This window comes from Legionella beliardensis (genome assembly GCF_900452395.1).
In the GTDB taxonomy this organism is placed as follows: domain Bacteria; phylum Pseudomonadota; class Gammaproteobacteria; order Legionellales; family Legionellaceae; genus Legionella_C; species Legionella_C beliardensis.
This window is the reverse complement of sequence record NZ_UGNV01000002.1, coordinates 1-21,516: the sequence shown is the minus strand read 5'-3', so window position 1 is coordinate 21,516 and position 21,516 is coordinate 1. Positions and strand designations below refer to the sequence as shown.

Here is a 21,516-nt window from a genome sequence, read left to right as displayed (position 1 = left end):
ATTAGTCATCATAAAAAGGAGGCTTGTCTAAGATTACGTTTCTTAACATACATGTTAAGGCCGATATGATTACTATAACCTAAATAGGAAGCAATTTTTCTAACCGATAGCCCTAATTTTAATAACTCTCTAATTTTATCGACATCTTTATCGAACTTACTTTTCTGAATCGTTCCTTTGGGCTTACCTAGACGAATACCTTCTCTTCGTTTACTGGCAAGCGCCTCTTTCGTCCGCATACTAATTAAATCTCGCTCAAGTTCAGCAAACAGTGAAAAAAGCGTAATCATCACTTTAGATGTCATATCATGCTGCTTCATATCAAGGCCTTGTTTGATAGCAATGACTCGAACTTGTTTTTTTATTAACTCATTGATAAGCCCAATCACTTCTACCGTACTTCGACCTAGGCGACTAAGTTCTGTAACAATGAGGGTATCAGCATCATTAAGAACAGAAAGCATTTCGTCAATTCGCCGCTCTTTAATCGTCTTCCGACTGGAAATCGTCATTTGGATAAAATCATCCACTACTAATTTATTTTTCTTAGCAAACTCATAAATTTCTAATTTTTGATTGTTCAAATCTTGTTTATCTGTTGATGCTCGAATATAAGCGATGGTTTTGGCCATAATTTATCCATTTACGATGTATGTTAATAATTAACCTTATTTAAGGATTAAATTATACAGAACATATTAAATATATAAAGTGAAAAACAGATACAAATAATATAATAAATAACGGTCGTTTTATGTTATACAAATAAACAACAAAAAATATTTTATATGCGATTTTAGATTAAATTAGCTTACATCGTTCGGTTCCCGAAGGATCAGAGTAATAAACATTAGAAAACTGTTAAAGCGAAATGGAATTTTTACCGCTAACTTCAACTCCAGAATAGAGTTCCTAAATTATGATTTCCGGATTTAAGCTAGCACAGCTAACTATTCTAAAATCTACATTAATTGAGAAATAATCAAATTAGAAGTTTCATTAGTTTATGGAGACATCCTTCGCTAGTTAACCCCTAATGTATTTTTTGTATTTTCAATTGCTTTGCTAAAGTATGCCACCTGAATAATTTTTTACTTATATAACTATCAACACAGGCTACAGGAAACAATAGACTTACTATGACTCATTTTATTGAAACAGAGAGACTTTACATCCATGCTCCAACTCTTTCGGACATTGATAATTGGCAGACTTTGCATTCTGATCAAGAAACAATGAAATATTTAGGCGGTACCCGTGACCGTGGTACTACTTTGCAATGGTTGAAAAATGATATTGCGCATTATAAAAAACATGGCTTCTGCTTAGGCTCTGTATTTGAGAGAGAAAGTAAAATGTTTATAGGTATAGCTGGTCTTGTCTATTTGAACTACGATGACAACCAACAAGATATAGAAATTGGCTATCAACTGAAGAAAAGTTGTTGGGATAAAGGATATGCAAGTGAACTTGTTCAATCGCTTATTAAATGGGGATTTTTTCATTTAAAGGTAAATAGATTAGTAGCTGTTACACGACCTGATAATCATAAATCGCAGCGTGTATTAGAAAAAGCAAAAATGCAATATGAAGGAAAGATTCAGTTTCACAACAATGAAGAAGATTATCTATTTTATGTGGTTTATAAACAACGTTAATAGAGCTAAATAAAACGACCATTTGACTATAGATGTTATGATATCTCATAAACTTATTCTGTAGTAATTTTATTCGTTCGTTTTTCATTACTAATATTTTGGTGAGATGTTTTGCTGAGGGAAATCCGGGTTAACTCATATGTTAATGTGCTAAATATAAAATGTAATCCGTTGATAAATGTCCTTCAAAATAAAGAATTAACTACCTTCTCCACATACTTATCCACTGATTCTGGGGATAAGGTGTCGAGGCGCGAAATTATCTGATGCAATTATAATCAATAAGTTTTTTCTTTTCGATTTTAGGGTGAGCTAGCATATGCCAGCGCTTTAACTGGCTATTTCCACAAAATAACCTAAACGCAGTATTGTCACGTATATGTTGCTCAGTCGTTCTATCGGTTAAATTAAATAGTTATTACAACAGATAAATACCCAAATGAATACTTACTCGAAGCGATCTACCTATCTACCAAAAGCCCCGCTCAGTACGCTCTAAATAGAGTAATATTAATTCAAGAAGCTCATCCCACCAAGTGACGATCTAAGCGTATAAGTCGATGATCATCGGCGACTTTAATAGCCCGCTATCCCTCTATCAAACCTAGCTACATCTAAACTCATTATTTTTCTTTTTATAAGATGCTTAACAACAAATGCAATAAAAACCTTCTCTTTTGATTGTTTCATAATATAGTGTGTTTGATTAAAATTAATAAACACCCCTTACGCCTTTCAGTCTACTCGACTAGATCATTTCGTGACAGATACTAAAAAGTTAAATTTAAAAAAGGGGTCTATGAACCATATTTATAGATACGTTTTATAAACAGGGTTTATCAACATGATTTATAAATACCATTTATAAACTAGATTGATAAACCCGATTGATAAGCCATAAGCAAGATAGGGGTCTATGAACCATATTGATAATAATTGTTTAAATATGATTCATTAGAACTAATAAAACTACAATGATAGGGGTTTATAGACCCTTAAATGGTTATGGAATCTGAAAGGGGTTTAATAGTAGTAAAAAGTAGTAGTATTTAAATATTATTACTATTTTTAGGCGCCTACCGATTTTACATCTATGCACATTAGCCAAAACTAATAAAATGATTAAATAACCTTTTGTATAATTTAAGTTCGTATTTTAAAATCTACTCTTTAAATCCACCCTTATTTTTAAAATATAATGCAAGACTATTTAATGATTAAATAGTCTTTTTTAGCTGATAGAATTTAAATCATATTCAGATATTATCTGTGTCATAGAGGCTTATAAACCCCTTTGTACACCATATTCCATTATATTCTTAGGTTTAAAAATTGTTTCTGATTCAATTTAAGTATAATTTACAAAAATTGCCTTTGAAAAGATTTACATATCATGAAACATTAATGTATTATTAAAACATAATTTGTTTCACTGGAATAAGGAATACAAAGTGGATGTTTCCCAAATAAAAATTAGTGAACTATCCCGTCTCACAGAGATTAATAAAACTCTTATAAGTCGTTATTTTAAAGAGGCTTCTGAGCCTCTCGTCACCAGGGTAAATGATCGCATAGTTGGCTTATCTCCAGAAGCAACAACTCATTTTTTACTTGAACATAATAAATACTGCTTTAATAAAGGCGGAGTTATTTTATCAGCAAATTTATGTGGAGGAGTTGGTAAAACAACAGGCACTCACTCTCTAAGCGCATCCGCACGCAGAATTATTCATAGAGATGATCCGATAGTAGTTGTAGATACCGATCCGCAAGGCAGCTTTACAGCTTCTATGTTTGGTGCTCCTGCTGAAGATAACGAACTTATTCTTATTGATTTCCTGGAAGGAAAAACAAAGATTGAAAATATTCTTACCGAAGTTGGTCAAAATGTTTGGTTTATTAAATCTAACCTTAACCAAGTTTATATAGATAAAGTCTTATCTAAGCCTGCTGAGATAAAAAAAGGGATGTTGAATTTCTATGAAGAAATATTTAGATATTTAGGCGAAAATACAAAAATATTTCAAGATCACACTCCGCAATTATCTAGTATATTTGCTTCAAGTGTTTGTGCCATTTCACAATTGGATAAGAAATTATTAAGATCAGTCCTTATTCCAATGCGTAGTGATAATTATGCTATTGATGGTGCTGAAAAAATTCTTAATGAAATAAATGAACTGCAAGACACCTTCAATTTAGATGATGATATTGATATTCATTGTTACTTTTCAAGTATAGACCGTCGAATCTCGACAACTAGTGAAGCTATAAAAGGAGCAAAGAAAAAAGAAGCAATAATACATTATTTGTGCCCTGTTGTTATTCGATATTGCGCAGAAATCCCAAAAAGTATTCAAAAGTCAAATAATATATATAGTTCTGGTAAGGCAAACAATGCCGCAGAAGATTATCAAGATTTACTTCAATATATCTTCAGTTACACGAAAGATTCTGAGGTTGCTTGATATGGCTAGATTAGATGATCTAATGCCTGAATTTAGGGAAACTAAAAAAGATTTAAGAGCATTAAATACAAATGTAGTTACAGGTGTCAGAAGAAGACCGTGGCTAGACAAAACTGATGATACAGATATTAATAAGGATACTCGATCAATATCATCCCAAACTTATAGTGATGTAGTTAGTATACCCTCTAATAAAGAAGATTTATCAAAGGGGTCTATAAACCATGTTGATAAACCCCCTCTATCTTTTGAAGATTTAAGAAGTAATCCATTACAACTTTTTCGATATCTATACGAGCTTTCTAAACATGAAGATGACAATAATCAAACACCAAGAGTTAGATTAAAAGAAATAATGCTAAAATTAAATATTTCAAAGGACTCTGCTAGGACAGCTCTAAGATTTCTATTACGAGAGAAATTTATACAAAGAATTGCATTTCAGCCAGGACACTTAGGTTGGTCTAGATATAAATTGAATGAAGTGATTTGCCAACAACTACAAAGAGCTATTCAAAAGGGGTTTATAAACCCTTTCGATTTGGATAAAGATATAATCGTTGAAAATCCTAATAAGGGCGGGAATAACTTAAATGATCCTTGGGATGAAGTAGATATTACACCATTAGAAAACATAGGTTTTAATAAAAAACATTTATTACAGGTAAAAAATAAAATAACACCAGAACTTGCTCAGGAATCAATAAATCATTTTAGTTATGGCCTAAAATTTAATAAAAAAACAATAGAGTATTCAAATCCTATTGCTACTCTTATATCGGTATTGAAAAGGGGTGAAGCATGGATTGAGCCCCTTTATAAATCACCTCAAGAATTGTCTCAAATAAAACTCCTTGAAATGAAAAAGGCGGAATCTGAAAGAAAGAAAAAACTTGAAGAAGAATTATATGATCTAAGTCTCAATGAATGGCTAGAAAATTTAAGCGAAGAAAGAAGCAATGAAATAGCTCCGGATAATAGGAAAAAAGGCGATTTAGTTCCTCCAAGAGCTAAACTAACTAGTTATTTTAAAGAAAATGTTTGGCCTGAAAAAAGAAAAGCGTATTTAATCGAAGAATAAAAAATTTAGGAAATTAAGTATTATGTATAACTTAAATTATTTTGAAAAGCTTGCAAATACAGCAATTTTTAGTAAAGAAAAAAAAGAAGTATGGAAGGAAATAGGTAAAGATAGCTTAGCTTTAAGGAAGGATTTATCTAATAAGTCCCACTTTAGTGATACTACTAAAGTAGTGAATTTCAAATCTTGTGAGTAAGCGTTTAGCTCTAGTTGGTTCAGGCATTAAATCAATTTCGCATCTGACAATTGAAGCACAAACCTATATTCAACAAGCAGAATATGTTTTGTATTTAATTAATGAACCAATATTAGAAGATTGGTTAAAACAAAATAGTAAAAAATGCACTTCGCTGGAGCCCATATATTTCTCATGTGATAAAAGAGAATTAGCCTATAAAAAAATATCAATTGAAATTCTAAATTTTTTACAATTTTATAATTTTATTACGGTGGTCATTTATGGTCACCCAACAGTATTTTCATCTCCAGGATTAGAGGCTGTAAAAACTGCAAAAAAAAATAATATTGAAACTGTTATTATACCTGGTATTTCAGCCGAGGATTGTCTTTTTGCTGAATTAGGTATTGATCCTAGCGAAAGTGGCTGTTTTACAATTGAGGCAACCAATTTCTTAATTTCTAACGAGTCTTTAAGTAAATATTCTGATTTAGTTATTTGGCAGCTAGGTATGATAGGAAATTTTACTCCCATCAGAAGTAATAAATTTAGAAATTATATTAATTTAGTTCAGAAAAAGTTATTAGAAATTTATTCCACAAGACATAAAGCTATTTTATACGAAGCTTCTCTATACCCTGGAATCGAATCAAAGATTATTTATTTTCCTATAGAGAAGCTTAATGAACAGGAAGTTAGTACAATTTCAACCTTGTATATACCTGCAGAAAAAGGTGGAGACTTTAATAAAGAAATGTTAGCTAAGTTAAAATTATTAGCAGAGGATATTATATAAATATATTAGGGAATATTATGGATATAATTAAACAATATTTTGCCGATTTCAAAAAATTAAATAACAAATGCAAGTTGTATTTATTTTTTTACATGATTCAATCAATATCATTTGGAATATCTTTCTTTATAGCAATTTTTCTTAATGAATTTTTACTAATCAAACCTGATACTATAAGTTTAATAGTGGGGTTTTTTATAGCTGGAAATTTGGTCGGCTCAAAATTAATTTCAAGTTTTTTAGATAAAAATAATCCCTTTAAATTATCTAGTGCAGCTTTATTCATACAAGCAATTTGCTTTTACCTTATAACCTTTACAAATGTAGTATCAATCCTAGTTATTACTATGTTTATTCTAGGAGCCTCAAGTTATATTTATGTTATCTGTAATGATTATCTAATTACAAATTTATCAGGAGATTTAGAAAGTGAAAGGGCAACTGCTATTAGTTTATTAAATGTCTCATCAAATATAGGGCTGGGTATAGGTGGTGTAATTATTAGCTATATGTCAAAAAACAATCCTGTATTAATGTTCACATTTATCGGCTCAACTCTATTAATTTCTTCTATAGTTTATTATCTAGATAGTAAGAAGTTTTTATATGCACTAAAAAAAGAGCTTCAAGAGCCTTCCTTAACTTGTTTTAATCAAAATTTTTATAGAGTTAGTTTGTTAATAATATTTTTACTTGGTTTAATTTTCGCTCAGCAACGCGTAGGATACTCTCTTTTTTTAACTAACTATTTTAATGAATCTGGAGCAAGTTTTATCTTTTTGTTGAACTCAATTCTTATCATATTTTTTCTACCTACTGTAACTAGATATGCCATAGAAACAAATCAAATTATAACGATGGGCTTTGGGTCATGTATTTTAGGAGTGGGCATGTTTCTACTAAGATATGCATCTCATTCCTTTTCGCTAGTAGTATTTATTTGTCTAATTACCACGTTAGGTGAAATGCTGGGAACTACCTTGTCTCAACTTATTTGTTTTCAAAATGCTTCGGGACATAATAAAGGTAAAGCAATGGGTAATTATAAATTTTTATATTCATTAGGAACAATAATAGGTACTCTTGTTGGTGGTAAAATGCAAATATATTTTAATTCTAATAGTGTCTGGATTTTTTGTGGGATAAAAAGTACTGATTGTATTTTGTGTTTTAGGAGAAAAAGCTCTAGTAGTTGGGTATTGCATTGAATAATATACGCTTGCCGAATTGTTAGCTAATAAAAAGTATTGGGGTGCGATTATTGTAGGAATATATTTTTTTAATCCATATGAATATGTAAGTGTATGTTGAATTAATTTTAAAGGTGCTAAATCGTCATTAACTATAGGGGCAAGACCTGGAAAAGCAGAGACAGCTATATCTAATATATGCCTAGCGGTATCAGTTAAGTAAGGATTAATACTAAAATTTCCTTTTTCCTGCATTAATGAATATGCAATATCAAAGTAAAATTGATTACGTGTATATTCTGATTCTTTCCAAGCCAATTGAAATAAAAAAGATTTGACATGATTCCATTTAATATCATTAATAATACTATCTATCCAATTTTTTGAAAAATAGATAAGCTGCATATTCCAATTACCTTTATTGGAACTTGCATTAACCATGTCTTTAAAAAGTTGCCAATGATCATAAGGTCCTGATGGAAGTTTACTAAGAACACCAATTTCCCTTTCTAATTTTCTAAATGAGGTATTACAAGTCAAATATGGTAAGGAAAAAATAGTTCTAGCTCCCGCTGAAGCATTCAAAATACTATTTGGAGCATAGGGTAGAGGCTTATATTCGCTTAAAAATCTAGTAAAGTTAAAAAAATTACCTGGCTTCATAATTGCGATTGGAATTGTTCTATTCTTTTCTGGGAGATCAACAAAAAACTCCATGCTTTTATTTAAAACCATTCCCAGAGGTGAGCTATCTGACCCATACCCTAAATCATTGAAAATATTTTTAGGGGTCTCGCTAGACGTTAATCGGTAAAATGAACCATCTCCATTAGGTATGAATTGACTCCTATCATCTCCAATAATGGAGCCAAAAGGAAAATTTAAAATATAAAGAGGGTAGTTGTGATTAGGAGATATAGAATCTACTAAGCTAGTAAACTCTGGTGCAACATTATAAAAATTTTCTCTAATATCTTCCCAATAAACACGTTCTATTCCATAAAACATTATTATTCCAATAAAATTTATTTGTTTTCAATTTACTCAAAAACAAAAATTATATCAATAAAAAAAGGGGTTTTTTAATAATTTATAATTTTTTTTTGACATGTTTTACTACTCGAAAATTCAAATCATATTTAAATCTAAAATAGGTATAGGAATTAATTATGGATGATACGAGCGGATATAAAGCTGTATATATCACTCTGCGGATTTCTAAAGAAGAAAATGAATTACTGTCTATATCTGCGGAAAGATCAGGTCGTAATAAAAATCAAGAAGCAAAAATTAGGCTGCGGCATAGCTTAGGAGAATTTAGAACTATTTCAGAAAGATATTGTCTTCTTAAATAAATAAGGAAATACAAATGATAAATAGATATATTGGATTAAGAAACACAATTTTAATCAGTGCTACAGTTCTACTAACAGCGTGTGCAGCAACTCAAACTGCACTAGAGCATGGCACCTTACAAGTAAGCACGAAACAAAGCGAAACTATCTTTTTAGATCCTGTTTCCAAGGCTCAAAAAACCATTTATGTCTCAGTCAAAAACACATCAGATGAAGAGGTAAACATTGCGCCACAATTAAAAACAGCGTTAGTAAGCCATGGCTATCAAATTGTAAGTCATCCAACTAAAGCCCATTATCTGCTGCAGGCAAATATTCTTAAAGTAGGAAAGATGAGTGTGGCGGCAAGCCAATCAGCTTTAGGTAGCGGTTATGGCTCTGCCATTGCAGGAGCCGTGGCTGGGGGGGGTGCTGCAGGCAGTTTTACTAACTCAGGAACTGCCGTAATAGCAGGGGGGCTGGCAGGTGGTGTCATTGGCCTTGCAGCAGATTCTTTAGTTAAAGATGTTAATTATACCATGATTACTGATGTTCAAATTAGTGAACGAGTGGCTCAAGGCGTGAGAGTTAACGAACGATTTCAATCCTATTTTAAAAATGGTAGCAGTACTATCACTTCTCAAGTCGCATCACGCGATAGCAACTACAAACGTTATAGAACCAGGGTGGTGTCTAATGCAGATAAGGTTAATTTAAAATTTGCTGATGCCCGCCCTATGTTAGAGCAAGGCTTAGTCAAAGCTATTGCAGGAATATTCTAATGATTCCTTAGCCTATTAGAAATGGGTAAGCCGGATGCATATATAACCTGTAATTAAATCCTAAAAAATAAATTCAGCATGATTAAAAAAGGTGCTTTTACAAGCGCCCTGGAGGAGGTTTGTCAGTGAAAAAAGAGATTGGTTTTAAAACGTTAATCGTTATTAGTTTGCTGGCAGGCGCTTTAAGTGAGGCGAGTGCCAATGAGGTTACTCAAATTGGGCGTTACGCAACTGTTTCTAATAAACCCCTTGCAGCACAAGTTAACCCCTTATTAGCAATACAACAGGTTCATTTTAACGCTGACATTCATACGGTAGGAGAAGCCTTGAACCATTGGCTTTTACACTCCGGCTATGAATTAGTCGCAGAACAAGAACAAGCAGACGCACTTAAAGCGGTGCTTAAAAAAACGTTACCCCAAGTTGACCGGGATTTAGGGCCTTTATCCATTAAAGAGGGACTCGAGGTTTTAGTAGGTAAGGGTGTGTTTGACTTAGTCGTTGACCCACTTAATCGCCGCGTGAGTTTTACTTTATTGCCTAAATACGCTCAGTTTAATAAGAGACAAGGAGCTAAAGCATGAAAAAAATACTCTTGCCCAGTCAGTGTTTATCAATCATGAAGCAGCCACTCACGTGGGCTATTGGGATGAGCGCAATAATTGGCACTGTTGCAGGATTGGCTATGTCTCATGAGCCAAGCGCACCTAATCCGGCTTTAGCCGTCAGTGAGGCCGTCATTAATCGTTTAAATGAGTTACAGAATCATTTAATCTCTCTGGAAGCTGCCAGTCAAAAACCACTGCCAAAACTGAATTTATCCGCGTTAGAGCAAAAAATTAAAGACTTAAGCCACGATGTTGCAGCACTTTGTCAATTTAATCCTGAGGCCTTAAATAATCATTTTGAGCAAAGGCTAACGCAAACTGAGCACAGTTTATCGCAGCAATTAAACACGCTTAATCATGCAGTCACCGACATTAAATCAACGTATCACGCCATTAAATACCTTCCTGCCCAATCGTTACCTTTTAAGGTTGCAAGCATTGATAGCATTCAAACTATTCCTGTGGCCTCTATACAGTACGACTACAAAACAATTCCACTAGAAAAAGGGGATTCGCTAGCTGGTTGGACACTCGTGCGCGTTGATTTCCCACATCAACAACTTGAATTTGAAAATGGGAATAAAGAGCACGTGTTAATTAAGCAAGAGCACATTGGTTAGGAGTAAAGTCATGAAAAAATTGATTGTGCTTGCAGCGTTTCTTCATGCGTTTTCAAGCAATTTGTCTGCGCTTGATATTCCAGCGTTTGCAGAACTCTCGTCACGGCCCTTGACTATCACCGATAAAGCGCTTGCTAGACGGGGGCTCACGCACTATCAAGATGATGTGACTGCATACCAAGCGATAGAGTCCATGACATTGGATGAAAAAGCGATGCATGAAGCGCGTGTTTGGGGGCTTACCGAGCTTGAGGAAAAGCGCTATTTAACCCTAATGCGCAATCGCAGCGCCGTATACTACAAGGGGCTACATTTAACGCCTATTGATATCTTAGGACTTAATGCCCGTAGTGAACAGGAACGCGCACATTTTGCAGCCATGAGTGCGGAGCTTGAAGCGCAAAAGGTCGCTCAAAATTTAGCTTGGAATAGTGCGTTTGCTAAAGCCTATAACGAACTGTTTAAACACGACTCCGTGGTGTCTGACACGTTTGACCCCACGCCTTATTCTCCCATGGCGCATAAACCCGTGCCCTTAACGGCAGGTGATGCGCTCTTTTTATTCGTAAAACCGACTGATGCTTGTAAAAGCATAGTTATGACCTTAAGTGAAGCGGTCTTGCAAAATCCTGGTACGCGACTGCATTTAATGGTTTTAGAGGCAGATAATGGCGAAATTCAAGACTTAGCGCATCGCGTAGGACTTTCCTATGACGCAGTGAAGTCTGGCTTAATCACGCTCAATCACGGAGAGCTTCACTATGAAAGTTTAACACTGGCGGACAAGCAAACACCGCTTTTGGTTTTGGCGCGCCTCGGCGTCTCACGCATTGTTGATTTAGGGAGGATTTAGCATGCGATTGTTGGCGGCAAGCGCGGGTGTGTTGTTAATCAGTAGTGTTTATGGATTAAAAGTACTCGATATACAGGGGCCAGTTACGGCTATTAAGCCTTATCTCTTTTCTTATGTAGCACCAACAAAAGAATTTGAGCTGACTTCGCACCCTAGGGCTTTTGGTGTGCCCATGACAAGCAAAGCATCAGTAGGTATGGTTGTCTCTAAAACCGTGCCAGATTACCTGTCGCTGACTATGCTGGTGATTGGCAACGATGAGGTCTCAAAGCGATGGTTAGCGACACAACAACCCTTTTTAAAAACGTTTCAAGGACTAGGGTTGGTGGCCAATGTAGAGACTGAAGCGCAATTGAGCGCACTTCAAAAGCGAGCCGGAATTCCTTTGGTGGCTGCAAACGTTGATGCACTAATGGCGCTCATTCATCAAACACATTACCCCTTAGTCATTGAGAAAGGGCGGGTTTGGCAATGAAGGCTCAACACACTATAAAAAAACGTCCCACAAGCCTTTTAGTTCGCAGTCTCGCCGCGGTCTTGGTGTCGGGTAGTCTTGGTTTTTTTGTGCTGTTTGCGTGCTCACTTTTTTGGTGGTGTAGCGTAAGCTTTAAGGATGCCTTCATGCGTGTAGAGCGCTTAAGCATGCAAGAAAGGGGGCTTGTTAATGCGCTACAACCGCTTGCATGGCATTTAGAAGGCTCAACGTCTAGGTCTTTTAAAAACGAGTGGCAACACTGGCATGCTCAAGCGGCGCAAACCGCACACCAATTTAAGCAAGCGCTTGATTTACCCCTACAAACTTTAAACGCTGAGTTCAAAGCGACTCGCGCCTCATCATCCCTAACTGATTTTCTGTCAACGCTTACAACCTTTTTTAAGCGTGTTTATCTCTTGGGGTGCGCTTGTGCTCATGTGCTGTGGCTAAAAATCCTCTTGTGTATAGCTGCAATTCCCTTGTTTGTCTTAACAAGTCTTGCAGGACTTATTGACGGTTTAAATCAGCGAGCCATTCGAACTGCCTCCTTAGGTAGAGAATCCACCTATGTGTTTCACAAGTCCTTACCACTGGCACGTAAAACATTGTTTTGGGTGTTGGTGATGTGGCTTGCGTTACCTTTTTGTTTTAATCCAACTGGTTTGTTTATGGGTTTGAGTGTAGGACTTGCCATCGTCATGAGTACGTCAGCCAGTCGATTTAAGAAGTATTTATAGGAGGAAGCCATGACTAAATTAAAAATGCTTAGTGGGCTGTGTGGGTTACTGCTGTTAGTTAACACAGGGTGCGCTGACAATGCAGCCCTTAATGAGACATTAGTGCGCCTGATTAATCAAATTAACGCCATGATGCCGCTCCTTGATGAAGCCCAAGACGAGCAAGAGCCTAATGCGCGAATTGCCCTGCACGTTGAGCGCTTTGTGGATGGGGAGGGAAAAACGCATGCGGGTCTTAGAGACGATTTAGTTGCCATTCGAAATAGCCTCATTGATTTTATTAATCAACCCGCCATTGCGCCTAAAATCATTAAACCGTTGGCCTTAGATTATGTAGGGAGAGGTTAATGATGATGGCAGAAGTTTCCACGCTCTTTTCGCAAGCCTTTGCTGAAGCGTCTAAGCATACGCCATCTGTGTATGCCAATTTACTGCGTTTTGTTGGCATGACGCTGCTCTTTATTGGCTGCTCGTTCGCGGTGAGTCAATTTTTAAGCCTTGATGCGAAAAAGGAAGATGAGTTTATGTTTAATCTCGTAACGAGGCTTATGAAACTGCTCTTTGGGGTCACACTCGTTGTTTTGCTCTTTAAACTATAAGGAAGAAAAATGAAAAAACTAGCACTAAAATCCATCGCCTGCAGATTTTTAGCTGCAGCCGCAAGCTTAATGACTACCTCAGTACAAGCTGCCGATTGGTTTCCAACAGCCTTGGTCGGTAAAAATACAACCAATAAAGAAGCGATGTTGGTGTTTTCCGATTTGCTCGTTAAGGGCTTTAAAATTTTACTCTTTGTCGTGTGCATTGTGAGCTTTTATCAATTTGTGATGACGGTATCCCATGGCATTGAAGCGGCGAAGAAAAGCGAGGGGGGCTTGATGGCTGTGTTTAGCTCCTATGCCGTCATGTCCTTTATTTATCTCTCCATCAGTATCGTTTGTGCGTATTTTGGTTTTACCGCCGTGACTAATTTTAGTCTCTAAGGAAGAGCAAGATGAATTACCCTTCGAGTCGCTCCCTCACTCATGACTTTATTGCTTATCAAGGGTTGACCTTAAAAGAGCTGTTGCTAACAGGCCTCATTGGTATGGGTCTTACGTGTGTATTGATGACTATCGTAGGTGCTCTTCTTGGCCGGGCAGGTACGGCTGGCGCACTGGGTTTGGTGCTTGGTTTTTTCTTAAGTGTGCGCGTTTTTCCTCACAAGATTGCGCGCCATAAACTTGGAAAGCCTGCGGGTTTTTTAAGAAAAAAATTTATCCTGCAGGCCGTGCGTTTTGGGCTGATGCAATCGCCTTATCTACATCATCAAGGCTTGTGGCGAAAAGACAGGAGACTTGGAGACAGCGATGTTTAACTATTATAAGAAAATAGATAGTTTAAATGAGCTTAATCGGCTTTTACTGGTTTGTTGTGGCGCTTTCTTTCTCTTAACCCTTTGGCTGGGGTGGGCACTCATGAGAGCGCCAAGTCAATTGCAAATTTGGTTAACGCCTGCGATGAGTGCCAATGGTGGTTTAATTAAAGCAGATGACATTCCCGATGAATATGTGCATGGGTTTGTAGCAACGCTTATTCCTGCGCTCAATTCCTGGCCTGCCGGTGGGGAAGAAGGCGTTAATCAAAGGATTTTGGCCTACCAACATTACTTCACGCCTCGTTTTCGAGATGTGATGGTGGCAAATCAAGAGGCACTGAACAAAGCAGGTCTTTTTTCAAGAACACAACTTGCAAGTCTTTATCGGTTTTTAGAGCCTAATGATGTCAAACGACTCAGCCACAACGTTTGGGAAGTGCACGTTGTGCTTAGACTTACCCAAAAACTCAATGACCAGTCCGCCATGGTGATTGCTGATAAAGTGGTCGATTACTACTATCGCGTGGTCAAAGTTAATGTCTCTAAATTACAAAATCCTTTTGGGTTAGCGCTTGATGGTTACAGTCAGCCTGAGCGATTAGTGAGCGATTTATTAAGTTCAGAGGTTAAAGGAGAATCCCATTCATGAACATAAAGTGGTTGATGATTATCATTGGGCTTTTGATAAGCGTTTCGGCACAAGCATTAGAAACAGAGCATGTGCTGTGGGAAAAAACACCGCTTTCGATACAACTTCCCTTAAAAGAAGAGCGTGTGATTCGCTTTCCAGCCCCTATTTCGATTATTGATTCCGAATTAGATGACGATTTAAACGTGCTTAAACTTGACGATGCCTTATATATCAAAGCAATTAAACCCTTTCATCATAAGCGCTTGATTGTGCAATTGATGCCAGACGATGAGCTTGTGGTGCTCAATTTATCAGCCAATGACAACGACCATCCGGTGGCACCAATAGAAATTTTAATGCCGTCTAAAGAGGGGGCATCGATTGAAGAGGCTGACAACCAAAGCGCCTCAAGTAAGGACTTAAGCGCTGACACGTCAGCGCTTAAGTCAAATGACCTGATTAATCCTGTCTCGTTAACGCGTTTTGCCATTCAGTCGCTCTATGCGCCCGCGCGTCTTTTATCCCCGCTACCAGGCGTGGTTAGAACGCCGATGCAGACTCAAAAAACGGTGACGTTGGTGTATGGGGCTGCAGTCACTGCACACCCATTAATTTCCTGGCAAGCAAATGAGTTGTATGTAACGGCCGTTGAATTAAAAAATGACTTAAATAAAGCGATTGTGCTTGATCCAAGGCGCTTGCTGGGCGAGTGGCAAACGGCAACGTTTTACCCAACCAACACATTAAAGCCCCGTGCCATGCACGAAACCACCACAGTATTCTTAGTGTCGTCTCGGCCGTTTGGTGATGCGTTAAAAGCAATAAAGGGGTATGTGCGATGACTCGACATACAGGCCTTAAAGTCTTAACTGGGGTGGTGGTGCTTCTTGTGTTGGTGGTGCTTAGTAATGGCAAGCCCACCTCGCCAAAGCCTGAGGCGACTGAGTCGGTTAACAATGTCAACCAAGCCATTGCCAGTCAATTTAATGACAATATTCGGGATGTGTCGGCGCGCCTCCTGGAAGATGAAAAAAAAGATTGAACGTTTAGCACAAAAAAATAAAGACTTGATGGTACAAAATGAAACGCTATTAGCGGCAAAAGAGCCAGGGGGCGCGGTGGTGCGTGAAGACTTAGCACCTGAAGTCAAAGCGATGGTCGAGGCACTTAAAGAAGAATTGGCGCAACTCAAAGCAGAAGGCCAAAAGCAAAAAGAGCTCCCCCAATATGCCTTAAATGACGAGGCCTATTTGCCTGCAGCCAATGCGCATCTTAAAGACATTGACGCCTTGCTGGTTAAGCGAAAATTATCGGAGGAGGAATTAAGTTATTGGCAAAAACTTAAGAAAAAGAGGGCAGTCATTGCTAACAAGACGCACCTTAAAACGAAAGGGCCTGCTAAAAGCGATGAAAAGACAGGCATTCCTTATTACACGCTGCCCGCTGGTTCTGATTTGGGCCATACCGTTTTACTCTCAGCCCTCATTGGTGAGGTGCCGGTGGAAGGCAAATTAATGCAGCCTTTGTTTCCCTTTTCAGCACTTGTCAGTCGCGGTGACTTAATGGCCTCTAATGGGGTGCCGCTGCCGCCTGATATTTCCGGGATGAAAGTCAATGGGTATGCAATTGGCGTTGGCTCTTTTCTCGATAACATTTCCTGCGTGAGGGCCTATGTGACCTCGGTGCTTTTTACCTTTCAAGATGGTCATTTTGTAGTGGTTGGCAATGAGGAAATGAAAAACTCAGCCGAGCTTGTCAATAATGAAAGCCTTGGCTATTTAACCACCCCCTTTGGCAATCCCTGTATTCATGGCACTTATTTTACCAATGCGCCACGGGTGCTTGCTGCCATGATGGCCTCTGGCGGTATTCAAAGTGGCGGTAATGCGTTGTCCCAATGGCAAATGAGTTATTTTGCAGGGCCTAATGGCGGCGCGGCACTGCCAACTGGCTCGTTCGCTAAGTATGCGGGTGGCGAAATGTTGACAGGTAGTGCGGTGAAGGCGTCCGATTGGCTGGAAAAGCGAGTTCAAGGCAGCTTTGACATGGTGTTTGTGCCAGCGAGTTTTAAGTGCCAAGAAGGCCGCCAACTCGCTTGGTGCGTTAACCGTGTCTCACTTCATTTAACCAAAACCATATCTATTGATAAAGAACCCCGAAAGAGAGTAATTCATTATGGTCATACACAACACTATAACCGCGATTTTTCTTTGCGTTAATAGCTTAGTTTTTTTAAGTGGCTGCTCTAAAAATGTCACGGCAGGCGGCGTGCCTGAAGCAGGATTAACGGTAAGCCAAATTTATCATCAGAGCATGGCAGAATCGATGAGAGACTTGCCAATCTCTCATCATGAGGGGCGGCAAAAAGTAAGCTATGAGGGCTATGTTCGTGAAGCTCACAATGAGGTGCAAACGAAATTTAAAACGGTGGAGAATCCCGCGATTCCTATTTTTATTTATCCTCATGTTGCCCAGTTAGGTGATGAACATTGATAAAGCCTGGCTTTACTTCCGAGTTTTTTCTCTACAAGCAAAACCAGTTTGCGCTGGCGAAGTGAACGGTATTAAGGAAGATTAAGATGCGACAACTTCATAAAGCACTCGATTGGGTAATAGGGCCTCAAAACAAAGACAAAGTCTCTGTTAAGGCTATTAAAAAAAGATATGAAACCCACTTGCCCTCGTTAGCAGCGCATTGGGCTTGTGTTGATTTTTGTGATGAAAAAAATCTTTTTTTGTTGGCTGATGGCATTAGTGTGGGCTCAGGGTTTGAAGTAGGGGATATTGCGGCTGAAGCGGTGTCGCCTGCCTATATTCAAACGCTTTTTGAGCGTATTAAAGAAACCTTTTCTTATGTTGTTCCGCTTTATCAAAGAAAACCCCTGGGTTATGCAGCTTTTTGTCCAGGATGAATACAATCTTAAGCCGTTTTAAAAAGCATTGCCAACGCTTGTCGTGCCTGCTTGCCTTGGCAGCCAGTTCACCGCGGATTATCTCGAGAGACTTAATGATTTAATGACCAAAATGACCCGGGAGCAAGGGTTGTTTATCGATCCTAAAACCGATTTACCTTACCGAGGACGCCAACGGCGCATTCGCGTTTTATTTTACCGATTATACCAACAAGGCCTCAACGTGACTCGAGCGGCGGCGGTAGAGGAACATGAGGCTATTCTTGAAACAGATTTATACCAAGTTAAAAGCCCCAGGCTTAACCTTAAAACGTTTAACGGGTAAGAATTATTATCAATGGTGGGCCAGGTGGTTTCATCCGCGCCCGGCAGAAACAGACGGTGATGTGAATGCCTGGCTTGCTAAACTGCCTTACCCTCTTGATAAACCGGCAGGCTTTACACTCACGCAGTCCATCCTTGGTGAAGTTAAGAGTAATGATAAAGGTTTTTATTTTGATGGTTTGCCGCATCGCGTGATGTATGTCGAAGGCCTTAAAGCGCCACCGGTGCCAGGGCTATTGTCCCGCGAACGTCCACAAGATAACCCTAAGCATTGTTATGCCTCACTCGATAAATTACCGGAAGGGTCGATATATACGCTCTCGGTGGTTTTTGCAGATGACGCGGCCATTCATGCCCATCTTCAGCGCCTTGAAAAAGGCATTATTGGCACAAGTAGCCTGCCGACGCTTGCCCGTGAGGATATCAAAGAAGCTCGTCATGAACTCGGTGTAGGTAATCGCTTATATTGGGTCAATCAAGCGGTGCTTTATCGTGCATCAGATGAGGAGGCGTTGTTAAAGGTTGAAAAAAACCCTTAAACATCTCTTCTTTGATATCAAAATGCCGCTCATTGATGTGGCGTATGATGTGCATCCTCTAAGTAGCTATTTAAATTGTTTGCCCTTTAATTTTTCACCTCTCTATGCTCGCAAACATTTAAGTTTTGAACGCTTAATGTATGCCTCAGAGCTTGCAAGCCTTTTGCCCGTTTATGGGCGCTTTAAAGGAGCAAAGCAGCTGCCTTGTTTTTGTTTTTTTAATCGTTTGGGCGAACCCATACTCTTTGATGTTTTAAGTCATGCCTTTGTCAGTCAAAACTCTCACATGGCGCTTTTTGCAAGCTCAGGCGGCGGTAAATCAGTGTTGACCGGTTACATGGTCAATGCCTTAATGGCGATGAAAAACGCACGCATTGTCTTATTTGAAATGGGCAATAGTTTTGACCGCCTTTTGGTGCATTGCGAGCACTACGGGAAAAAAGTCAGTCGCATGCTTTTGAGTAAAGATAAGTCTAAAGCTGTTCCTTTAAATCCTTTTTGTGATGCGTATTTAGCCTTGCCTGAGCTGGGCTATTGCAAAGATGAGACAGCATTAAATCAAAAAGCGAAAGCCCTTCATAAGTTAACCGCAAACTTAGACCAAACGGCGTTAACCGATGAAAGCTTGATTGCTGAGTCAAGAGATTATTTATCGGAGTTAGCGCTTGCGCTAAGAACGATGTTAACAGAGGCCAATGAAGGGGAAGAGCAAGCTTTTACGCTTGCGGATGAATCACTGCTACTGCAAGTGTTAAGTGATGCGATTGTGCATTCCTGGGAGGCGGGTATTTCTCAGATGTTGACTGAGCATCTGGTCGCTGCTTTTAAGCGGCGAATTGAAGTTGAAGAATCAAGTCGCAAAAAAGAGCGTTTGCAAGACATGCACGATAGGTTGCTCAACTATGTGCTTAATCCAACCAAAGCCGCTTTTTTTAATGTACCCACCGACCCCTTAAACGATTTTGATATTTTTCATGTTGATGTCTCGGCGATGAAAGACAACAAGGGTCAGCTGGCACTCGTGATGGCCTCGCTTTTACCACGCATTTTAGCACTAGCTGAAGCCACGCAAGACACCGAGCGCCCAACCTTTTTAGTGATTGATGAAGCGCATTTGCAGTTTGATATTGAGGTCATTGTGGCCCTTTGTTTGTTGATTGCCAAAGTGGCTCGCAAATTGGGACTTTGGCTTGTGCCGGTCACTCAAAACATCAGCGACTTAAGTTCAGCGCGTGCCACCAAGATTCTATCCCTTTTAGAAACCTGGATAGTGCTTGGATTTAACGAGCAAGAATTAACGGACTTACAACGCTTTAAAGCCATTACGCCTGAGCAAGAAGCACTCCTTCGAAGCATTGACTCTCAAAAAGGGCTCTATGCGGAAGCGGTGGTTCTAGGTTCACGTTATCAAGGCCTCTTTAGAGTGATTCCATCACGCTATTTACTCGCCCTTTTAATGACTGAAAAACAAGAAAAAGCTGCACGCAAAACATTGGAGCAAGAACATGGCATTCTTAAAGCCGCTGAACTCATGGCAAGTCAGATGGAAAACAAGGCAACCGCACATCACCAAGAGGATTATTTTTTCGATGATGATTTTGTTTAATTCAGACCTTGCCTTGTCGCAAATACGGTCGCTTAAAACCATCGAGCTTTTTACTTTAACTACAATGCCTTGCTCGCTTGGGCACTATCCTGTAGCGGTTTGTCTCATGGACAAAAAACGCTTGCTCGATAGCACGCTTGATGCAGAACTGCCGCCTCAATTGCTTCAGGAAATCGTTAAAAAAAGCGCGAACGACTATAGAGCGTTTTTTAATTGTGAGCTTAAAGCAGAGACTTACCAATTGGTTTACCTGCCCGCTGTCGTTTTTAATGGTGAGGCCGTTATGTATGGGGTGAGTGAGATTGAAAAGGCTGTTGCCCTTTGGGAGGTACGTCATGATTAAAGGCGTGACCTTTTGGCTTGCGTTACTGTTGCCTGCTGTGCTCTTTGGGTTGGAAAGTACAAAGCCGCCTAAGCCATTAACCACGCTTGAGCTTGGGCTTAAAATCACCTCGAAAGTATTTACGCATTCCCATGTGCAAGTAAAAGGGGTTTGTGTGTGGCTTACAAGGCGTTTTCCACCTAAAGTGATTACTTCTCCTGCCATTTCCCAATTTGTACCCGATTTGATTGTAACCGTGTCCAATAGACCTGGTGAAAACCCCTGGCTTGAAGCACGCCACTTGGTTGAAAACAAAGCAGCTTTAAGCGGGTACCAGCGTGTTTATCAAACAGCACGCGGCTTTCCGTTAGGCTTTGGCAATGACAGTATGCAAACGAATCCTTCGCATTTAAATGAAGGACATACTCGTGTTGTAAGCGTCTTTGGTGCCCCTACGCACTATCTTCGCCTACCTGTTTTAACGCACAAACCTGAAACGACATTTCCATCCATTTATTATTCATCCTTAGCCGATGCCGTGATGGAGCGAAGCGAGGTGGCAGAGCTCGCCTATTTAGCCACGCGTCCCCATCTCTTATTAGGTCATGAAATTGGCACCACTTTAAACCATTGGGGCTTTGAAATGCCGCGGTTAATGTATCTAACACAACCCTCTCGGTTTAGAGCCTCTGTGGTGGCAGCGATGCATGCTGCCGACATTGTCACCAATCAAAAAAGCCTGCATTTAAGCTACCCCACCACCAATCGTTGTGGCAAAGATTGCATCATTAGCAACGTCACGTACGACCCTAAAAGAAAGCACGTCATTTGGCAAGAAGTCTATCCGCGTAACCGTCTGATTGTACCCGGGAAATCGGATGATTTTGGCTTAAAAATGAGGCCGCCGGCAACGGCAATTACATTTTTGTGGTTTGGCGAAAATACGAGGGCTGCGTTGAGCAGAAAGGCAGATTATCGCGGGCGTTGGCATGGGTCGCCCCCATCGACGGTGAAAAGGGAAAGGTATGAAAAAATCATTATTGGG

At 39.0% G+C, this 21,516-nt stretch carries 23 protein-coding genes and 2 pseudogenes; 24 read left to right on the top strand and 1 reads right to left on the bottom strand.

The features are described 5' to 3' along the window. Window positions 1-8: 8 nt before the first annotated feature. Window positions 9-632 carry a recombinase family protein gene (locus DYE47_RS14150; protein ID WP_115304120.1) on the bottom strand — a complete coding sequence of 208 codons (624 nt, stop codon included), beginning with the start codon at window positions 630-632 and terminating at the stop codon, window positions 9-11. Between the two features lie 507 nt (window positions 633-1,139). Here DYE47_RS14150 and DYE47_RS14145 point away from each other — a divergent pair. From DYE47_RS14145 to DYE47_RS14035, 24 genes and pseudogenes are all read left to right on the top strand, one after another. Further along, on the top strand, window positions 1,140-1,658 hold the full coding sequence (locus tag DYE47_RS14145) for a GNAT family N-acetyltransferase (RefSeq protein WP_115304119.1): 519 nt from the start codon (window positions 1,140-1,142) through the stop codon (window positions 1,656-1,658). A 1,451-nt stretch (window positions 1,659-3,109) separates the two neighbouring features. Next, window positions 3,110-4,126: a ParA family protein gene (locus DYE47_RS14140; RefSeq protein WP_160149911.1), complete on the top strand. Its 1,017-nt coding sequence runs from the start codon at window positions 3,110-3,112 to the stop codon at window positions 4,124-4,126. A 1-nt stretch (window position 4,127) separates the two neighbouring features. Further along, complete coding sequence (locus DYE47_RS14135; RefSeq protein ID WP_115304117.1) at window positions 4,128-5,207, top strand: hypothetical protein; 1,080 nt, start codon at window positions 4,128-4,130, stop codon at window positions 5,205-5,207. Window positions 5,208-5,229: 22 nt separating this feature from the next. Continuing rightward, window positions 5,230-5,403, top strand: a complete 174-nt coding sequence (locus DYE47_RS16090) for a hypothetical protein (RefSeq protein WP_160149910.1) — start codon at window positions 5,230-5,232, stop codon at window positions 5,401-5,403. Then, entirely contained in the window at window positions 5,396-6,181 is a 786-nt protein-coding gene (locus DYE47_RS14130; protein ID WP_160149909.1) for an SAM-dependent methyltransferase, read from the top strand. The genes DYE47_RS16090 and DYE47_RS14130 overlap by 8 nt, the downstream gene beginning before the upstream one ends. Window positions 6,182-6,198: 17 nt before the next feature. Then, window positions 6,199-7,389: an MFS transporter gene (locus DYE47_RS14125; RefSeq protein WP_115304115.1), complete on the top strand. Its 1,191-nt coding sequence runs from the start codon at window positions 6,199-6,201 to the stop codon at window positions 7,387-7,389. 1,151 nt (window positions 7,390-8,540) lie between these two features. Continuing rightward, the gene (locus DYE47_RS14120) at window positions 8,541-8,726 is read left to right on the top strand and encodes a TraY domain-containing protein (RefSeq protein WP_115304114.1); all 186 of its coding nucleotides are present in this window, start codon (window positions 8,541-8,543) and stop codon (window positions 8,724-8,726) included. A gap of 14 nt (window positions 8,727-8,740) precedes the next feature. Beyond that, a complete protein-coding gene (locus tag DYE47_RS14115; RefSeq protein ID WP_115304113.1) occupies window positions 8,741-9,487 on the top strand; it encodes a complement resistance protein TraT in 747 nt (248 codons plus the stop codon). Between the two features lie 125 nt (window positions 9,488-9,612). Further along, on the top strand, window positions 9,613-10,071 hold the full coding sequence (gene pilL2 / locus DYE47_RS14110) for a PFGI-1 class ICE element type IV pilus protein PilL2 (protein WP_115304112.1): 459 nt from the start codon (window positions 9,613-9,615) through the stop codon (window positions 10,069-10,071). Further along, a complete protein-coding gene (locus DYE47_RS14105) occupies window positions 10,068-10,715 on the top strand; it encodes a hypothetical protein (RefSeq protein WP_115304111.1) in 648 nt (215 codons plus the stop codon). The genes pilL2 and DYE47_RS14105 overlap by 4 nt, the downstream gene beginning before the upstream one ends. Window positions 10,716-10,725: 10 nt before the next feature. Beyond that, window positions 10,726-11,568 (top strand): TIGR03759 family integrating conjugative element protein, encoded by an 843-nt coding sequence (locus DYE47_RS14100; protein WP_115304110.1) that lies wholly within the window; start codon window positions 10,726-10,728, stop codon window positions 11,566-11,568. A gap of 1 nt (window position 11,569) precedes the next feature. Beyond that, window positions 11,570-12,043: a PFL_4695 family integrating conjugative element protein gene (locus tag DYE47_RS14095; protein WP_115304109.1), complete on the top strand. Its 474-nt coding sequence runs from the start codon at window positions 11,570-11,572 to the stop codon at window positions 12,041-12,043. Next, window positions 12,040-12,780, top strand: a complete 741-nt coding sequence (locus DYE47_RS14090) for an IncC plasmid conjugative DNA transfer DtrJ family protein (RefSeq protein WP_244924158.1) — start codon at window positions 12,040-12,042, stop codon at window positions 12,778-12,780. Before DYE47_RS14095 ends, DYE47_RS14090 begins: the two co-directional genes overlap by 4 nt. A 24-nt stretch (window positions 12,781-12,804) precedes the next feature. Then, window positions 12,805-13,128 carry a hypothetical protein gene (locus tag DYE47_RS14085; protein ID WP_115304162.1) on the top strand — a complete coding sequence of 108 codons (324 nt, stop codon included), beginning with the start codon at window positions 12,805-12,807 and terminating at the stop codon, window positions 13,126-13,128. Beyond that, window positions 13,128-13,379, top strand: coding sequence for a hypothetical protein (locus DYE47_RS14080; protein ID WP_115304108.1), 252 nt, complete (start codon window positions 13,128-13,130; stop codon window positions 13,377-13,379). Before DYE47_RS14085 ends, DYE47_RS14080 begins: the two co-directional genes overlap by 1 nt. A gap of 9 nt (window positions 13,380-13,388) precedes the next feature. Then, a complete protein-coding gene (locus tag DYE47_RS14075) occupies window positions 13,389-13,763 on the top strand; it encodes a hypothetical protein (RefSeq protein WP_115304107.1) in 375 nt (124 codons plus the stop codon). Between the two features lie 11 nt (window positions 13,764-13,774). Then, window positions 13,775-14,137, top strand: a complete 363-nt coding sequence (locus DYE47_RS14070; protein ID WP_115304106.1) for a DUF3487 family protein — start codon at window positions 13,775-13,777, stop codon at window positions 14,135-14,137. After that, the gene (locus DYE47_RS14065) at window positions 14,130-14,786 is read left to right on the top strand and encodes a DUF2895 family protein (protein ID WP_115304105.1); all 657 of its coding nucleotides are present in this window, start codon (window positions 14,130-14,132) and stop codon (window positions 14,784-14,786) included. The genes DYE47_RS14070 and DYE47_RS14065 overlap by 8 nt, the downstream gene beginning before the upstream one ends. Then, on the top strand, window positions 14,783-15,610 hold the full coding sequence (locus DYE47_RS14060; protein WP_115304104.1) for a TIGR03749 family integrating conjugative element protein: 828 nt from the start codon (window positions 14,783-14,785) through the stop codon (window positions 15,608-15,610). The genes DYE47_RS14065 and DYE47_RS14060 overlap by 4 nt, the downstream gene beginning before the upstream one ends. Then, window positions 15,607-16,987, top strand: a pseudogene (locus tag DYE47_RS14055) (TIGR03752 family integrating conjugative element protein). The gene DYE47_RS14060 and the pseudogene DYE47_RS14055 overlap by 4 nt, the downstream one beginning before the upstream one ends. After that, window positions 16,944-17,261: a TIGR03751 family conjugal transfer lipoprotein gene (locus DYE47_RS14050; RefSeq protein WP_244924157.1), complete on the top strand. Its 318-nt coding sequence runs from the start codon at window positions 16,944-16,946 to the stop codon at window positions 17,259-17,261. The pseudogene DYE47_RS14055 and the gene DYE47_RS14050 overlap by 44 nt, the downstream one beginning before the upstream one ends. 86 nt (window positions 17,262-17,347) lie before the next feature. Beyond that, window positions 17,348-20,149: pseudogene (locus DYE47_RS14045) on the top strand (conjugative transfer ATPase). After that, window positions 20,133-20,492, top strand: coding sequence for a DUF1525 domain-containing protein (locus DYE47_RS14040; protein WP_160149908.1), 360 nt, complete (start codon window positions 20,133-20,135; stop codon window positions 20,490-20,492). The pseudogene DYE47_RS14045 and the gene DYE47_RS14040 overlap by 17 nt, the downstream one beginning before the upstream one ends. After that, window positions 20,485-21,516: TIGR03756 family integrating conjugative element protein (locus DYE47_RS14035; RefSeq protein WP_425324457.1), on the top strand; the 1,032-nt coding region annotated here is incomplete at its 3' end. The genes DYE47_RS14040 and DYE47_RS14035, both read left to right, overlap by 8 nt.

Bases quoted from the DNA above. Each gene is read 5' to 3' on its own strand.
- DYE47_RS14115 (WP_115304113.1), top strand. From the start codon at position 8,741: ATGATAAATAGATATATTGGATTAAGAAACACAATTTTAATCAGTGCT.
- DYE47_RS14135 (WP_115304117.1), top strand. From the start codon at position 4,128: ATGGCTAGATTAGATGATCTAATGCCTGAATTTAGGGAAACTAAAAAA.
- DYE47_RS14085 (WP_115304162.1), top strand. From the start codon at position 12,805: ATGCTTAGTGGGCTGTGTGGGTTACTGCTGTTAGTTAACACAGGGTGC.
- DYE47_RS14105 (WP_115304111.1), top strand. From the start codon at position 10,068: ATGAAAAAAATACTCTTGCCCAGTCAGTGTTTATCAATCATGAAGCAG.
- DYE47_RS14050 (WP_244924157.1), top strand. From the start codon at position 16,944: ATGGTCATACACAACACTATAACCGCGATTTTTCTTTGCGTTAATAGC.
- DYE47_RS14125 (WP_115304115.1), top strand. From the start codon at position 6,199: ATGGATATAATTAAACAATATTTTGCCGATTTCAAAAAATTAAATAAC.
- DYE47_RS14080 (WP_115304108.1), top strand. From the start codon at position 13,128: ATGATGATGGCAGAAGTTTCCACGCTCTTTTCGCAAGCCTTTGCTGAA.
- DYE47_RS14095 (WP_115304109.1), top strand. From the start codon at position 11,570: ATGCGATTGTTGGCGGCAAGCGCGGGTGTGTTGTTAATCAGTAGTGTT.
- DYE47_RS14100 (WP_115304110.1), top strand. From the start codon at position 10,726: ATGAAAAAATTGATTGTGCTTGCAGCGTTTCTTCATGCGTTTTCAAGC.
- DYE47_RS14090 (WP_244924158.1), top strand. From the start codon at position 12,040: ATGAAGGCTCAACACACTATAAAAAAACGTCCCACAAGCCTTTTAGTT.
- DYE47_RS14065 (WP_115304105.1), top strand. From the start codon at position 14,130: ATGTTTAACTATTATAAGAAAATAGATAGTTTAAATGAGCTTAATCGG.
- DYE47_RS14070 (WP_115304106.1), top strand. From the start codon at position 13,775: ATGAATTACCCTTCGAGTCGCTCCCTCACTCATGACTTTATTGCTTAT.
- DYE47_RS14060 (WP_115304104.1), top strand. From the start codon at position 14,783: ATGAACATAAAGTGGTTGATGATTATCATTGGGCTTTTGATAAGCGTT.
- DYE47_RS16090 (WP_160149910.1), top strand. From the start codon at position 5,230: ATGTATAACTTAAATTATTTTGAAAAGCTTGCAAATACAGCAATTTTT.
- DYE47_RS14075 (WP_115304107.1), top strand. From the start codon at position 13,389: ATGAAAAAACTAGCACTAAAATCCATCGCCTGCAGATTTTTAGCTGCA.
- DYE47_RS14120 (WP_115304114.1), top strand. From the start codon at position 8,541: ATGGATGATACGAGCGGATATAAAGCTGTATATATCACTCTGCGGATT.
- DYE47_RS14150 (WP_115304120.1), bottom strand. From the start codon at position 632: ATGGCCAAAACCATCGCTTATATTCGAGCATCAACAGATAAACAAGAT.
- DYE47_RS14040 (WP_160149908.1), top strand. From the start codon at position 20,133: ATGATGATTTTGTTTAATTCAGACCTTGCCTTGTCGCAAATACGGTCG.
- DYE47_RS14145 (WP_115304119.1), top strand. From the start codon at position 1,140: ATGACTCATTTTATTGAAACAGAGAGACTTTACATCCATGCTCCAACT.